Below are 14,979 nucleotides of genomic sequence, written 5' to 3'. Positions count from 1 at the left end.
CCACCCAAAAGACAAAGTCTTCCTTAAAAGGAGGACTTTTTTTGTTTTAAGAGTTTTTGTAGGTACGATTTAGGTTGAGAAGTTTACCCTGAGCGGAGTCCAACCGTTCCCGCGCGATTCTGTTACCTAGCATTATAATTAGAAGTCAGCTATTTAAATTTCTCGACTGCGCTCGAACGGACCTCCACGATTGTTTTTTAAACGCTCTATTTGATTAGTTACCAAGGTTTATAAAAAAATCCCCCTAGAAATTTAGGAGGATTTTGGTAATTGTGTATGAATCTTAAAATTACGACTTACTAGTGTCGTTTAGCTTAATTCTTTCTTCTCTATTTGCAAGTTCCCAAGCTGTTAAGAAGATAAGTTTGGTGCGTCTTTCTAACAAGTCGTATTCAATTTTGTCAGGAGTGTCAGATATTTTGTGATAATCTTCGTGAACTCCGTTAAAGTAAAATATTACTGGAATATTATTCTTAGCAAAGTTGTAGTGGTCGCTTCTGTAGTAAAAACGATTAGGATCGTTAGGTTCGTCATATTTATAGTCAAGTTCCATGTTGATATACTTCTCATTTACCTTTTCAGAAACATCTTGTAATTCTTGACTAAGTTTATTACTTCCTATTAGATAAAGATAATCAGGGTTGTCTTTTTTATCAGGGTCAATTCTTCCAATCATATCTATATTCAGATTGCTCACAGTGTTTTCTAATGGGAAAATTGGATTTTCTGAATAGTAGCGAGAGCCATAAAGTCCAATTTCTTCTCCGGTAACATGAAGGAAAACCACAGAGCGCTTAGGTCTGTACCCATCTTTTACCGCTTGTTGGAAAGCCTTAGCAATCATCATAATTGCTACAGTTCCACTTCCATCATCATCGGCACCATTAAATACATTTCCTTCTTTATCCATCCCTACGTGATCTAAGTGGGCTGAGATAACAATTACTTCTTCTGGTTTTTCTGAACCTTTTATATATGCTATAACATTTTCAGAAGCTTTTGCGTCGCCTCTTCCTTGAAAATAACTAGCAGGAACAACTTGGTAATAATTGTCTTTCTCAATAGGAGACTTTATTCCGTGTTTAACATAAAAATCGCGAATGTATTCCGAAGCCATTTTTTGCCCCTTAGAACCTGTCATTCTACCCTCCATTTCGTCGCTAGCATAAATATATAGGTGTTCTTTTAGTTCTTTAGCGGTTATTGTATTTGCGTATTTTAAGTTGTTTTCTGTAGAATCGGTTTTAGTTTGTTTCTGAGTAGCGTTACATGATAGAATTAACGAAGAAAAAACTGTCAGAAATAATAGTTTCATAGGTTGTTTTAATTTAATTTATTCGTGGGAAATAAGTTTGTAATGGTTTGGTGAAGTACCATCACCATTAGCTTTGTTATATTTAAAAGTGTGGACTTTTACTATTTCGTTTCCATCGCGATCTTGTGATTTGATTGTGATTTTCACCAAATAATTCACTCCAATTGTCCCGTCTTCAACGTCGGTTTCTGTGACTTCAATATTTTCATTATTGAATTTTGTTCCTTCAGGTAATTCTAGTTTTTCAATGGCATCTTTTTTTGCCAATTCACGAATAACAGCTTCTCTGTCACTTTCAGTAGCACAGGATACTATTATTAACGATAATAAGATAAATGCAAGTTTTTTCATCATTTTACATTTTAGGTTAATTGGTAAAGATAAAATAAGTTGTAAGTCTTAATGTAAAAGTTTTGTGAAAAAGACCATACAAAACTTTAGAAACGACTTATAGTAGTAGCATTTCTTATATTTGCAGAAATTTTGTAATTATGAAAGTAGAACAAATATATACAGGCTGCCTTTCACAAGGTGCATACTATATTGAAAGTCAGGGTGAAGTAGCAATTATCGACCCATTAAGAGAAACAAAGCCATATCTTGAGCGTGCTGAAAAAGACAACGCTAAAATCAAATATATTTTTGAAACCCATTTCCACGCCGATTTTGTTAGTGGGCATATAACGCTTTCGCAGCAAACAGGAGCGCCAATTGTATATGGCCCATTAGCCAATCCTACTTTTGAAGCAATTGTAGCAAAAGATAATGAGGTATTTAAATTAGGTGATGTAACCATAACTGCAATCCATACTCCAGGACACACTATGGAAAGCACAACGTATTTGCTGAAAGACGAAAATGGAAAAGATCACGCTATTTTTAGTGGAGATACTTTATTTTTAGGTGATGTAGGACGTCCTGATCTTGCACAGAAAGCCAATGAAGTTACTCAAGAAGACTTAGCCGGAATATTGTTTGATAGTCTTCGAAACAAAATTATGCCTTTAGCCGATGATGTTATTGTTTACCCTGCTCACGGGGCTGGTTCTGCGTGCGGGAAAAATATGATGAAAGAAACGGTTGACACTTTAGGAAATCAAAAACAAATGAACTACGCTTTACGTGCAGATATGACGCGTAAAGAGTTTATAAAAGAAGTTACCGACGGTTTAGCTCCGCCTCCTTTGTATTTCCCGATGAACGTTAAGATGAATCGCGAAGGATATTCAGACTTTAACGAAGTACTTGCTGAGGGAACGAAAGCATTAGATCCAGAAACTTTTGAAAGAGTTGCTAATGAAACAAATGCGATAGTATTGGACGTTCGTCATCAAAATGACTTTATTTCAGGTCATATTCCACGTTCTATATTTATAGGGTTAGATGGTGGATTTGCTCCTTGGGTGGGCGCTTTGCTTGCCGATGTAGAACAAAAAATACTGTTAGTAGTTGCTCCGGGTAGAGAAGAAGAAGCTGTTACACGATTATCTAGAGTTGGTTTCGATAAAACTTTAGGTTACTTAGAAGGTGGCGTAGCTGCTTGGGAAAAAGCAGGTAAGGAAATCGACACCTTAACGTCAGTTTCAGCGGAAACTTTAAAAGAAAAAATGCAATCTAATGTTCCTATTGTGGATGTTCGTAATGATGGTGAATATAATACGGCTCATATTCCACAAGCCCAACATGCCCCTCTTGGTTTCTTAAACGAATATTTAGATGGTTTGCCAGAAAATGAACCTTTTTACTTGCACTGTGCAGGCGGATATCGTTCAGTAATTGCAGCCTCTATTTTAAAAAGTCGAGGAATTCATAATGTAGTGGATGTTGCCGGAGGATTTAAAGCTATTAAAGAAGCTGGAATTCCAGTGGAAGCTTAATACAATACTATTAAGAATTAAATAGAAAACCCCTAATCGTTTTTGACTCGGGGTTTTCTATTTATTTAAGCATCATCCTAATGGTCGGCAATATCTTCAAGCGTTCTCACTTTCTTTAGTGTACCGTAAATTTCGGTAGCCTGTTTTTGAACTACTTCAGCAATTTTAGGTGGAAAATTTTCGTGCTTTAGTTTGTCTTCGTATTCATCCCAACTCGCTTTTTCACCTCTTATACATTCTTCTAAGATTGCTTCATCGTCGTGCCCTGTAAATGCACTTTTAACATCTATCCAAGTTCGGTGAAGATCTCCGGCAAAACTTCCCTTTTCCTTAGGTTCTTCATTTAAATTGATAATTTCATTAGTAAGCTCGGTTGCAAAACGACTTCTTTGAACGGCTTGCTGTTTTAAAAATGATTTTAATTGAGGCGTTTTTGCGTCAGTCATTGCTTTTGTAAACCCTTTTTCAGCATCGTAATTCTTTTCTAAAAGCTCTTGTAAATTGTTAACCAGGTTATCGTGGTTGTCTTCTCTTGCTTTTTCATTTGTAGTTTTCATAGTTTTCTTTTTTTGGTTGATATAAAGATACTTGAAGTATTTACTTGAGTATCTTACAGTTTTCTTAATTGAGAAGTGTTTAACAATTGTTGTTAAGATTTGTGCAATTCATATTTTAAGAATATTGTTTTCACGTTTAAATATGGATTCAAGTTAATTTTCTATCTTTCAATTAAAAACTATGGACTTAAAATCAAACGAGCCTTTTTGGTTAATAAAAAATGAATTCCCTCAGAGTTATCCATCACTTCGGGAATCTACTTCTTCAGAAGTTCTAATAGTTGGAGCAGGGATAACAGGAGCACTAGTTGCCTATAAACTTTTAGAAGAAGGTAAGAAAGTGGTCATGGTGGACAAACGTGATATTTGTAACGGAAGTACAGCTGCTAGTACTTCGATGTTGCAATATGAAATCGATGAACCGCTACATAAATTAATCGACCTTGTGGGTGTCACCATTGCGGTATCAAGCTATCAAAATTGTGAAAAATCTATTTCGGACCTCGAACTAATTGCAAAAAAAATTAAAAGTAAATGTGGGTTTACGAAAAAGAAGAGCGTCTATTTTACTTCCACTAAAAAGGATGTTACTTTTCTTAAAGAAGAGTTTGAAGCCCGTCAACAACACGGTTTTAAGGTGAAGTGGCTTTCCAAAGAAGATTTACGTGAAATAGAATTAAATGCTTATGCTGCCATCGAGTCAGAATCGGGCGCGGTGATGGATGTTTATCGATTTGCCCACGATTTGTTGAAGTATTGTACCAAAAAAGGGTTGCAAATTTATGATAAAACAGCGTTGAATAATGTGAAATTTAAAGATGAAAAGGTGATTGCTACTGTAAATCATGATTTTACTATTGAAGTAGATGACATAGTTCACTGTACAGGTTATGAAAGTGTAGAAACTGTAAAGGAGGAAATAGTTGAATTAAAAAGCACTTATGCTCTAGCGTCTGAAGCATTTAAAACCGTTCCAAAAGCATTTAAAGATAGAATTTATTGGAATACCGATGAACCCTATTTATACTTCAGAAGCACTGATGACGGACGAATAGTAATGGGTGGTGGTGACCGAGACTTTAAGAATGCAGCGAAACGGGATGCATTGCTTTCAAAAAAAGAAAAAGCCTTAACTAAAAGTTTTAAAAAGTGTTTTCCTGAAATTCCATTTATTGCAGATTATACTTGGGCAGGAACTTTTGGAGAAACAAAAGATGGTTTGCCTTATTTTGGAAAAACAGATTCTAATAAAAACGAACATTATGTATTAGGATTTGGTGGCAATGGAATAACATTTAGTGTAATGGGAATGGACGCTGTGATTAACTCTATCAACAAAACCCCGCATCCTTATTTAGAATATTACAAGTTCGATAGGTGATATTTGTTGATGCTAATAACTTTTTATTGTTATTCATTAAATTGTATTTTGTAGCCCCTAACCAAAGCGAGTATGAAATCACTTTTAACAATAGCAATTAAAGCAGCCTTAGTTGCAGGTGCTGAAATTTTAAAAATTTACGAAACCGATTTTAATGTTGAAACTAAAGATGACGCGTCTCCTTTAACTCAGGCAGATAAAAATGCAAATACTGCTATAATGAAGTATCTGTTTACTACTGATATTCCAATTATAAGCGAAGAAAACCGTCAGTTAGATTATGAAGAACGAAAAGACTGGAAACATTGTTGGATTGTAGATCCCCTAGATGGTACAAAAGAATTTATAAAACGAAATGGTGAATTCACTGTAAATATTGCATTAGTTGAAAATGGCGCTCCTATATTAGGTGTGATTTACGTTCCAGTTTCAAAAGAGCTTTATTATACTTCGGAAACAGGAAAGGAGTCAAGAAAAGTAATTATTTCTTCTGAAGAGGATTCGGTTAAAGAAATTTTTGCAAAAGCAGAAGCGATAAAACCTTCGGCTATAACTTCAGAAGTAAAAATAGTTGGAAGTCGATCGCATTTAAATAAGGAAACAGAAGACTTTATTTCTGAGGTAAAAAAGAAACATAAGGTTGAAATAGTTTCTAAGGGAAGTTCATTAAAATTTTGTTTGTTAGCTGAAGGTTTGGCGCATCTATATCCGCGATATGCCCCTACTATGGAATGGGATACAGCCGCAGGACATGCAATTTGCAAAGCAGTTGGTATAAGTGTTATTGACCAAACAACTGGCAACGAAATGATTTATAACAAGCCTAATTTATTGAACAACTATTTTGTTGCAGAAGTTTGATGAAGGATCCTTCTAGAAAACGACATATTGCAAAAGCCTTAACCTGGAGAATAGTGGGGTCTGTAGATACCGTGTTTCTATCATGGTTAATCACAGGAAACCCTATGACGGGGTTAAAAATAGGATTCGCCGAGGTAATAACGAAAATGGTACTGTATTACTTACACGAACGAGTTTGGTTTAGTATCAATCTTTCAAAAAGTGGATTGGTTCGCGAAAACAAAATGCGGCATTTAGCAAAAACTATTACTTGGCGAATGGTGGGAACAGCAGATACTATGGTTTTAGCTTGGCTGTTAACCGGTAACCCTTTAACTGGAGTTAAAATAGGTCTAGCTGAACTTTTAACAAAAATGATTTTATACTATATTCACGAACGAATTTGGTATAGAATTGATTATGGTTTGATTGATAGGGTGGAGATGTGAGACTTTAGACGTGAGATGTGAGACGTGAGATAATTATGAATTCAGAATGCAGAATTATGAATTATGAATCTTCTTTATATATAGATTAATGGCATTAGATAGGAAAAAGGGTAGAGGAGATTTTAGTTGTAAAAAAATACAGCTATTGGTTAAGTTGAAAAAAGAATAAACGAAATATCTGTTTTAATAATGAAAGAAAATATTATTCCACATAATTTTAGTGTTTCTCAAAATGAAAGGAGTGATTTAAAAGAGCAGAAGCCAATGTTGCTTTGGTTTACAGGGCTATCGGGGTCTGGAAAGTCTACCATTGCCGATGCTTTGGAGCGAGCTCTTTTTCAACGCAATATGCACACCTATCTTTTAGATGGTGATAACGTTAGAGGTGGGTTAAATAACAACTTGACATTTTCACCTGAAGATAGAACGGAAAATATCAGACGTATAGCCGAAGTAGCCAATTTAATGCTGGATGCGGGTTTGATAGTTTTGGCTTCATTTATTTCGCCTTATAGAGAGGATCGAGAAATGGTAAAACGGATTGTAGGGTATAAAAACTTTATAGAAGTATATGTAAATACTCCAATTGAGATATGTGAAAGCAGAGATGTTAAGGGTTTATACGCTAAAGCTCGAGCAGGAGAAATTAAAAACTTTACCGGTGTAGATGCACCTTATGAGCCCCCTATGGCAGCAGATATTGAAATAGATACTTCACAGATTTCGGTGGAAGATGCGGTTTCATTAATTTTGAATGAGATTGATGATAGAGCAAAGTAAAGGGGGGAAGAACAGAGAATAGAGAATATAGAAAAGAGAGCAGGGAACATAGAAAAGAGAGCAGGGAATATAGAAAATAGAGCAGAGAAAATAGAACAGAGAGTAAAGAGGTATGCCTCGGATAAATAAAATGTAAATGAGTAAATATTATTTAAATTATTTAGATGAATTAGAATCTGAAGCTATTTATATTCTTCGGGAGGTATATGCGCAGTTTCAGAATCCTGTAATACTGTTTTCTGGAGGAAAAGATTCTATTCTTGTAACCCATTTAGCAAAAAAAGCATTTTACCCTTGTAAGATACCTTTCCCTTTACTGCATATTGATACAGGACATAACTTCCCTGAAACCATTCAGTTTAGAGATAATTTAGTGAAGAATTTAGGAGTACAGTTGTTAGTAGGTTCTGTACAGGAATCTATTGATGCTGGGCGTGTTGCTGAAGAGAGAGGAAAGCACGCTACTCGTAATGCCTTGCAAATAACAACTTTATTGGATGCTATTGAAAGCAACAAAATAGATTGTGCTATTGGCGGCGGCAGACGCGATGAAGAAAAAGCTCGAGCAAAAGAACGCTTTTTTTCACACAGAGACGATTTTGGACAATGGGACCCAAAAAACCAACGCCCAGAGCTTTGGAATATTCTTAACGGAAAACATTTTGAAGGAGAGCATTTCCGTGCCTTCCCAATAAGCAATTGGACAGAAATGGATGTTTGGAATTACATCAAAAGAGAACAAATTGAAATTCCTTCTTTATATAAAGCCCATAATCGTGAAGTAGTATGGCGAAGTGATTCTTGGATTCCAGTTTCTGAATACTTAAAACTTGAGGAAAACGAAAAGATTCACACTAAGAAAGTTCGTTTTAGAACCCTTGGTGATATCACTATTACAGGTGGCATTGAATCGGATGCTGATACCTTAGATAAAATTGTTCTGGAGGTAGCAGCTATGAAACAAACTGAACGCGGCAATCGTACCGATGATAAAAGGAGCGATACAGCAATGGAGGACAGGAAAAGAGAGGGGTATTTTTAAATTAAGAATTAAGAATTCAGAATTATGGATTTACTTACTTAAAGTTTATGAGTTATGAGTTATGAGTTAAGAGTTAAGAGTTGTGAGTTCAGAGTTATGAGTTCAGAGTTGTGAGTTATGAGTTCGGACGAAATCGTGATACAGGAGGTTGAGTGGTAGTTTCAATTTCATGAGACAAAAGTTTAGCTTCTTTCAACTTGGTTTTTAAATCTTGCTTATGAGTAATGAAGGGTTTTGGGAGAAGAACACTATTAGATAATATTCAATATAATATAAACTGTGATAAGCATTTATAATGGAAATAGATAAGAATCAGTTATTGAGATTCACGACTGCGGGGAGTGTAGATGATGGGAAGAGTACTTTAATAGGAAGGCTACTGTACGATAGCAAAGCTATTTTTGAAGATCAGTTGGAATCGGTAGAAAATACAAGCCGTAAAAAAGGACACGAAGGAATTGATCTTGCGTTGTTTACAGATGGTTTACGCGATGAGCGTGAGCAGGGGATTACTATAGATGTTGCTTACAGATATTTTACAACTCCCAAGCGTAAGTTTATCATTGCCGATACTCCAGGGCACATACAATACACCCGAAATATGGTTACGGGAGCTTCTACAGCAAATGCTGCATTAATTTTAATTGATGCGCGACACGGGGTAATAGAACAAACTAAACGTCACGCATTTATAGCTTCCCTTCTACAAATTCCTCATATTATTGTTTGTATCAATAAAATGGATTTAGTGGACTATTCCGAGGAGGTTTATGAGAATATTGTTAGCCAGTTTGAAGGTTTTTCTTCGAAACTTATTGTTAAGGACATTCAATTTCTTCCTATAAGTGCATTAAATGGTGATAATGTAGTAAATCGTTCGACAAATATGGATTGGTATCAAGGCCCACCTTTATTACATGCCTTAGAAACTATGCATATTGGGAGTGATATCAATAAAATTGACGCTCGTTTTCCGGTGCAAACGGTTTTACGTCCGCAACGAGAAGGTTTTATAGATTATAGAGGATATGCAGGTAGAGTTGCTAGTGGAATTTTTAGAAAGGGAGATGAAGTAGTTGTTATGCCATCTGGGTTTAGTTCGAAAATTAAAAGCATCGATACTATGGAAGGCGCTATGGATGAGGTATTTGCACCTATGAGTGTTTCTATTACTCTAGAAGATGATATAGATATTAGTCGTGGTGATATGATTGTAAAGCAAAACAACCAACCTAAAGCCTTACAGGAATTTGACGCGATGCTGTGTTGGTTTAATACTTCTGCAGCCAAACCTAGGGCGAAATACACTATAGTTCATACCTCAAACGAACAAAAGGCAATGATAAAAGATGTGATTTATAAAATAGATGTCAACACCTATGCTCGTCAAGAGGAGGATAATACCTTGAATATGAATGATATTGCCCGAATTACCATTCGCACTACACGCCCTTTAATGGTAGACGAATACCGCGACAACCGAATTACAGGAAGTTTTATCTTAATAGAAGATTCCACACATGAGACGGTAGCAGCAGGGATGATTGTCTAAATATTTCCGGTAATTAACCCAAATATTAAATTAGAAACAATTTAGTGTTAATAAGATTAGCATTCAATAAAAATTATCTTACTTTTGCCACTTATTAATTTGAATTTTTATAAAATAAAATTGTAATACTTTTAAACTAATCAACATGAAGTTAGTGAATATCAAGTTTCTTTCAATTGCCGCATTCTTATTGATTGGCATAACAGCAACAGCACAAAAAGGTGATAGACAATACAACAATTGGTCTATAGAAGCCCAAACAGGATATCACGTTCCTTTAGCTCCAAATAAATTTGTAGAATTAGGAGATTATGACGGGGCGTTTAAGCAATTTCAAGCTGGTGTGCGTTATATGATAACTGAGAAATATGGCGTTAGAGCACATTATTCATTCTTAAACTTTGAAAACCCAGAAGTACAAGGTGGTGGGGTGAAATACAATAGAGTTGCCATTGAAGGGGTTGCTAATGTTTGGAAGGTAGCCAATGTTGAAGGTGAATTCAAAGAAAATATTGGTCTTTTATTTCACTTAGGTGCTGGTGTGACTTTTGCTAACCCGAGTACTGTTACCGGAACAGATCACATAGGAAATATTATTGTTGGTTTTACACCTCAATTTAGAATAACAGATAACATTGCCTTGTTTGCAGATTTTTCTTATATGGCTAATATAAAGCAGCATTACTCTTATGGAGGGGAGCTTTTCGACCTTGGTTATAAACACGAAACAGGTGGTTTAGTTAATTTAAGTGTAGGAGTAAGTGTAAGCTTTGGTAATAGAGAAGAGCACGCAGACTGGTATTATGACAATTAATTCTCTCATTAAATAATTTAACTGGCATTGGCCATTATTTAGTATGATTTAAAATGGTCTTTTTTGAAACTCAAAAAGGACCATTTTTTTATGGTATGGTTTGAATGTTTTTTAATTAGTTTCATACGTATTTGCCTTATTTTCAATGTTAAATTTTTAATATGAATATTTTATTTAACATATTTCTACCCCAACTATGGTAAAATTGCTTTACATAACTAATGGTATTCATGGTTCTGGGGGGTTGGAGCGTGTGTTGTCTATAAAGGCTTCATATTTGGCTGAACACTATAATTACGATATAACAATACTTTCTTTAAATGATTTAAAGGAACCTTTTTATCAATTCTCACCAAAAATAAAATTCGTTAGTATTGACGTATCAGGGAATCCATTGGCTTACTTTTTGAAATACAAACGAGGGATAAGAGACATTATTAAATCTTTTAAACCTGATATAATTTCTGTTTGCGACGATGGATTAAAGGGTTTTATATTACCGCAAATATTGAAAAGTAAACCTCCAATTATATATGAAAGGCACGCATCTGTCTCTCTAAACTTTAATACGGCAAATAAAGGTTTTTTTCAAAAGTTAAAAAATAAGTTTACATACTTTTTAATGCGTTGGGCTGCCACTAAATTTGATAAGTTTGTGGTGTTGACAAATGGAAATTTAAAGGAGTGGAAAGATGGAAATTTAGAAGTAATTCCTAATCCACTTTCATTTTATCCTAAAGAACTGCTTCAAAAAACCAAATTACCTAAAACAATACTTGCGGTTGGGAGTCATAGTTATAATAAAGGGTATGATTTATTACTTCAAAGTTGGAAAAAAGTGAATGAGCAATTTCCCGATTGGAAACTTATGATTTATGGTAAAAAAAACCCCGAATGTAAATTGGTGGAATTATCTAATCAATTGCGGATATCGTCTAGTGTAACTTTTAATGACCCAATACCCAATATAGAAGAGGCCTATGCTAAAGCAGCTATGTTGGTTCTTCCTTCGAGGTCGGAGGGGTTTGGTATGGTGTTGATTGAGGCGATGGCCTATGGATTGCCTTGTATTTCATACGACTGTCCTCATGGCCCAGGGGATATCATTACCAATGGCGAGGATGGATACTTAATTGAAAATGGAAATGTTGATGAATTTGCAAATAGGATTATTGGCCTAATTCAAAATCCTGAAAATTTATTGCAAATAGGGGTAAAGGCTCGTAGAAACGTAAAGCGTTACTTACCTGAGCATATTGTGGACCAGTGGGATAAACTTTTTAAAACGCTTTTAGTATGAAAATTGTTTATTTAATAGATCAGTTTCATAAACATGGAGGTATTGAAAAAATGCTTTCATTAAAGATAAATCATTTTATAGAAAATTACGAATACAATGTAACGCTTATTACTACTCAACATGTAGAAGGACAACCATTTGTTTATCGATTAAGTGAAAAATTAACACATATAAATTTAGGCGTGAATTATCTTAAAGGAAAAAGTTATTTTCACCCTTTAAATTTACTAAAAGCTTTAAAACACTTCTTCAAGTTGAAAAAACAAATCCGTGTTTTAGAACCGGATGTTGTTATATCTGCGGGGTTTTCTCCCGAACAATATTTTTTACCATTAATTGTAAAAAAAGCACCTATAATTAAAGAGTTTCACTTTTCTGGGGTCATCTTAAAACGGAAGCGAAATAAAATATTAAATACTCTAAATAACTTTCTCTTTAAACAATTCAATAAGTATGATGCTGTAGTTGTTTTAAATGAGGATGAAAAAAAGTATTATAACTTTAAAAATCTAGTGGTAATTCCCAACTTCATAAAGTTGAAGGAAGGTTTAACCACATTCCGTCGAGATAATACTATAATCGGCGCTGGTCGAATTTCGGGAGTTAAACAATTTAATCATCTTATAGAGGCATGGAGTTTAATTGCAGATAAATTTCCTGATTGGCAAGTAAAAATTTTTGGAGACGGCGATGTACAATTATCTAAAGAATTAACTGAACAGATTCGTAAAGATAATATTCCGCGTATAAAATTAATGGGGGCAACCACTCAACTTACAGCGGAAATGCAAAAAGCTTCTATATTTGCTATGACCTCGGCAAACGAATGTTTTCCCATGGTTTTGTTGGAAGCACAAAGCGTAGGTTTACCTATAATTAGTTACGATTGCCCCAATGGTCCTAGAAATATTATACAAAACAATCGTAATGGAATATTGATAAAGGATCAATGTATAAATGAATTTGCTGATAAGCTTACTCTACTGATAGAGAATCCCGAAGTTAGGAGGGATTTTGGGCATCGGGCTAAAAACAGTGTTTATAAATACTCAGCTAACGCAGTTATGGGTGAATGGAATAATTTAATTAAAAGTGTTATATGATTGAATTAATTCCTTTAGAAATTTATATACATACTTATTACTTATTAATGCTATTCGTGGTTGTTCTTACTTTTGTTAATACACAAAGTTTACCAATGCACAGTAAGAGTAATTTGAGTTTTATAAATAATATAGGATGGATTTATTTTGTATTTCTTTGGTTGTATATGGGACTGCGTCCCATAAGTGGTGCATACTTTGGTGACATGAAAACATATAGTAAAATTTTTTATAAATATGCGCTTGGTGCCCCAATTATGAGTAGTAAAGACATCGCATTTCATGTTTTTACAAAATTATCTTCTCAGATTATGTCTGTACATACCTACTTTTTAGTATGTGCAGGTTTATACATATTTCCTTTAGTTGTTGTATGTAGAAAATGGTTTGGAAATTATTGGTATTACGGTTTTCTATTTTTAGTGACAGCATTTTCATTTTGGGCGTATGGCACCAATGGAATTCGAAATGGAATTGCAGGGTCATTATTTCTTTTGGCAATCTCAAGAGAAAAAAGGATATCACAAATATTGCTTATACTTTTAGCTATATCTTTTCATAAATCAATTATTATACCTACCGCTGCCTTTGTTTTAGCTAATTTTTATAATAACCCTAAAAAAATGATTTATTTGTGGTTGCTGTGCATACCATTATCTTTGGTAGGAGGCGGATTTTTTGAAAGTTTTTTTGGCAATTTGGGGTTTGATGATGAACGTATGAGTTACCTTACAGAGGAAAACAAACATGGTGACAACTTTTCAAGTACAGGGTTTCGTTGGGATTTCTTATTGTATTCATTTACTGCTGTATTTGCGGGATGGTATTACATTGTTAAACGTAAATTTAAAGACAAAATTTATTTTTGGCTTTTTAACACCTACGTTTTAACAAATGCTTTTTGGGTTTTAGTGATCCGAGCAAACTTTTCCAATCGTTTTGCATATTTATCATGGTTTATGATGAGTTTAGTAATTATTTATCCGCTTTTAAAACAATATATTATCGCTAAACAACATAAAAAGTTAGGATTAATATTATTAGCTTATTTCTCATTCACTTTATTTATGAATCTCTTATTATTATTATGAAAACGCTCACAGTATTTACACCAACTTATAATAGAGCTCATTTGTTATCGAGGTTGTATAAAAGTTTATGCAATCAAACCAATAAAGACTTCGTATGGTTAGTTATAGACGATGGCTCTATAGATAATACATCCAAAATAGTTTCAGAATGGCTATTAGAAGGTAAGATAGAAATTGAATACCGTTACAAGGAAAATGGTGGAATGCATACAGGACATAATTTAGCTTATAAATTGATAAAGACAGAATTAAATGTGTGTATCGATTCTGACGACTATATGCCTGATAAGGCTGTTGAGAAAATATTGGATAAATGGAATGCTTGCAAAATTAAAAAAATAGCCGGAATTGTAGGTTTAGACGCTACGGAAGATGGAGAAATAATTGGTTCAAAATTACCAGAAATAGCTAAGGGAAATTTTATTGATATTTATGAAAAATATAAATGTAGTGGGGATAAAAAAGTGGTCTTAAAATCGGATATAGTAAAACAATTTCCTCCTTATCCCGAATATAAAAATGAGAAATTAGTGCCTTTAGGATGTTTATATAATTTAATAGGTTCCAAATACGATTTTATTTATGAGAATGAGGTTTATTGTATTGTGGAATATCAAGATGAAGGATCTTCACATTCGATTTTTAAACAATATAAGCAATCTCCAAGAGGTTTTGCTTATGCCAGAAAGTTAAATAATAAATTTTCAAAAAGTGTATCAATTCGCCTTAAGAATGCAATTCATATAGGGTCATCAGCAATATTTTCTAAAGATCTGAGAATATTATCTGAGAAGAATAGAACATTTTTAAATGTGATGGTCTTTCCTTTAAGTATTATATTAAATATTTACGTCCGTTATAAAATTAGCAATAAGTAA

At 34.1% G+C, this 14,979-nt stretch carries 15 protein-coding genes; 12 read left to right on the top strand and 3 right to left on the bottom strand.

Annotation, left to right across the window (positions count from 1 at the left end; translation table 11 throughout):
• Positions 1-289: 289 nt before the first annotated feature.
• Both K8344_RS11265 and K8344_RS11260 read right to left on the bottom strand, forming a co-directional pair.
• On the bottom strand, positions 290-1,315 hold the full coding sequence (locus K8344_RS11265; RefSeq protein WP_237608787.1) for a M28 family metallopeptidase: 1,026 nt from the start codon (positions 1,313-1,315) through the stop codon (positions 290-292).
• Between the two features lie 18 nt (positions 1,316-1,333).
• Positions 1,334-1,669, bottom strand: a complete 336-nt coding sequence (locus K8344_RS11260; RefSeq protein WP_237608786.1) for a hypothetical protein — start codon at positions 1,667-1,669, stop codon at positions 1,334-1,336.
• A 137-nt stretch (positions 1,670-1,806) separates the two neighbouring features.
• On the opposite strand from K8344_RS11260, the gene K8344_RS11255 reads away from it, so the two are divergent.
• On the top strand, positions 1,807-3,192 hold the full coding sequence (locus K8344_RS11255) for an MBL fold metallo-hydrolase (protein WP_237608785.1): 1,386 nt from the start codon (positions 1,807-1,809) through the stop codon (positions 3,190-3,192).
• A 77-nt stretch (positions 3,193-3,269) separates the two neighbouring features.
• On the opposite strand, the gene K8344_RS11250 is transcribed toward K8344_RS11255, so the two are convergent.
• A complete protein-coding gene (locus tag K8344_RS11250) occupies positions 3,270-3,749 on the bottom strand; it encodes a ferritin-like domain-containing protein (RefSeq protein WP_139855635.1) in 480 nt (159 codons plus the stop codon).
• A 181-nt stretch (positions 3,750-3,930) separates the two neighbouring features.
• Between K8344_RS11250 and K8344_RS11245 the strand changes: the two genes are divergently transcribed.
• The 11 genes from K8344_RS11245 (at position 3,931) to K8344_RS11195 (ending at position 14,979) form a co-directional block, all read left to right on the top strand.
• Entirely contained in the window at positions 3,931-5,130 is a 1,200-nt protein-coding gene (locus tag K8344_RS11245) for an NAD(P)/FAD-dependent oxidoreductase (protein WP_237608784.1), read from the top strand.
• A 72-nt stretch (positions 5,131-5,202) separates the two neighbouring features.
• Entirely contained in the window at positions 5,203-5,991 is a 789-nt protein-coding gene (gene cysQ, locus K8344_RS11240; RefSeq protein ID WP_237608783.1) for a 3'(2'),5'-bisphosphate nucleotidase CysQ, read from the top strand.
• Entirely contained in the window at positions 5,991-6,419 is a 429-nt protein-coding gene (locus tag K8344_RS11235) for a DUF2061 domain-containing protein (RefSeq protein WP_237608782.1), read from the top strand. The genes cysQ and K8344_RS11235 overlap by 1 nt, the downstream gene beginning before the upstream one ends.
• A gap of 189 nt (positions 6,420-6,608) precedes the next feature.
• Entirely contained in the window at positions 6,609-7,199 is a 591-nt protein-coding gene (cysC, locus tag K8344_RS11230; RefSeq protein WP_237608781.1) for an adenylyl-sulfate kinase, read from the top strand.
• A gap of 136 nt (positions 7,200-7,335) precedes the next feature.
• Positions 7,336-8,241: a sulfate adenylyltransferase subunit CysD gene (gene cysD / locus K8344_RS11225; RefSeq protein WP_237608780.1), complete on the top strand. Its 906-nt coding sequence runs from the start codon at positions 7,336-7,338 to the stop codon at positions 8,239-8,241.
• 295 nt (positions 8,242-8,536) lie between these two features.
• The gene (locus K8344_RS11220) at positions 8,537-9,793 is read left to right on the top strand and encodes a sulfate adenylyltransferase subunit 1 (RefSeq protein WP_237608779.1); all 1,257 of its coding nucleotides are present in this window, start codon (positions 8,537-8,539) and stop codon (positions 9,791-9,793) included.
• 145 nt (positions 9,794-9,938) lie between these two features.
• Positions 9,939-10,607, top strand: coding sequence for a hypothetical protein (locus K8344_RS11215; protein WP_237608778.1), 669 nt, complete (start codon positions 9,939-9,941; stop codon positions 10,605-10,607).
• 196 nt (positions 10,608-10,803) lie between these two features.
• A complete protein-coding gene (locus tag K8344_RS11210; protein WP_237608777.1) occupies positions 10,804-11,907 on the top strand; it encodes a glycosyltransferase family 4 protein in 1,104 nt (367 codons plus the stop codon).
• Positions 11,904-13,010, top strand: coding sequence for a glycosyltransferase family 4 protein (locus tag K8344_RS11205; RefSeq protein ID WP_237608776.1), 1,107 nt, complete (start codon positions 11,904-11,906; stop codon positions 13,008-13,010). Before K8344_RS11210 ends, K8344_RS11205 begins: the two co-directional genes overlap by 4 nt.
• Positions 13,007-14,101: an EpsG family protein gene (locus K8344_RS11200; protein WP_237608775.1), complete on the top strand. Its 1,095-nt coding sequence runs from the start codon at positions 13,007-13,009 to the stop codon at positions 14,099-14,101. The genes K8344_RS11205 and K8344_RS11200 overlap by 4 nt, the downstream gene beginning before the upstream one ends.
• Positions 14,098-14,979, top strand: a complete 882-nt coding sequence (locus tag K8344_RS11195) for a glycosyltransferase family 2 protein (protein ID WP_237608774.1) — start codon at positions 14,098-14,100, stop codon at positions 14,977-14,979. Before K8344_RS11200 ends, K8344_RS11195 begins: the two co-directional genes overlap by 4 nt.

The sequence above is a fragment of the Aequorivita xiaoshiensis genome, from assembly GCF_022008395.1.
Taxonomy (GTDB): Bacteria; Bacteroidota; Bacteroidia; order Flavobacteriales; family Flavobacteriaceae; genus Aequorivita; species Aequorivita xiaoshiensis.
This window is presented reverse-complemented; position numbering and strand designations above follow the sequence as displayed.

Excerpts from the sequence above, each read along its gene's own strand:
- K8344_RS11265 (WP_237608787.1), bottom strand. The coding sequence starts at position 1,315 with ATGAAACTATTATTTCTGACAGTTTTTTCTTCGTTAATTCTATCATGT.
- K8344_RS11260 (WP_237608786.1), bottom strand. The coding sequence starts at position 1,669 with ATGATGAAAAAACTTGCATTTATCTTATTATCGTTAATAATAGTATCC.
- K8344_RS11255 (WP_237608785.1), top strand. The coding sequence starts at position 1,807 with ATGAAAGTAGAACAAATATATACAGGCTGCCTTTCACAAGGTGCATAC.
- K8344_RS11250 (WP_139855635.1), bottom strand. The coding sequence starts at position 3,749 with ATGAAAACTACAAATGAAAAAGCAAGAGAAGACAACCACGATAACCTG.
- K8344_RS11245 (WP_237608784.1), top strand. The coding sequence starts at position 3,931 with ATGGACTTAAAATCAAACGAGCCTTTTTGGTTAATAAAAAATGAATTC.
- cysQ (WP_237608783.1), top strand. The coding sequence starts at position 5,203 with ATGAAATCACTTTTAACAATAGCAATTAAAGCAGCCTTAGTTGCAGGT.
- K8344_RS11235 (WP_237608782.1), top strand. The coding sequence starts at position 5,991 with ATGAAGGATCCTTCTAGAAAACGACATATTGCAAAAGCCTTAACCTGG.
- cysC (WP_237608781.1), top strand. The coding sequence starts at position 6,609 with ATGAAAGAAAATATTATTCCACATAATTTTAGTGTTTCTCAAAATGAA.
- cysD (WP_237608780.1), top strand. The coding sequence starts at position 7,336 with ATGAGTAAATATTATTTAAATTATTTAGATGAATTAGAATCTGAAGCT.
- K8344_RS11220 (WP_237608779.1), top strand. The coding sequence starts at position 8,537 with ATGGAAATAGATAAGAATCAGTTATTGAGATTCACGACTGCGGGGAGT.
- K8344_RS11215 (WP_237608778.1), top strand. The coding sequence starts at position 9,939 with ATGAAGTTAGTGAATATCAAGTTTCTTTCAATTGCCGCATTCTTATTG.
- K8344_RS11210 (WP_237608777.1), top strand. The coding sequence starts at position 10,804 with ATGGTAAAATTGCTTTACATAACTAATGGTATTCATGGTTCTGGGGGG.
- K8344_RS11205 (WP_237608776.1), top strand. The coding sequence starts at position 11,904 with ATGAAAATTGTTTATTTAATAGATCAGTTTCATAAACATGGAGGTATT.
- K8344_RS11200 (WP_237608775.1), top strand. The coding sequence starts at position 13,007 with ATGATTGAATTAATTCCTTTAGAAATTTATATACATACTTATTACTTA.
- K8344_RS11195 (WP_237608774.1), top strand. The coding sequence starts at position 14,098 with ATGAAAACGCTCACAGTATTTACACCAACTTATAATAGAGCTCATTTG.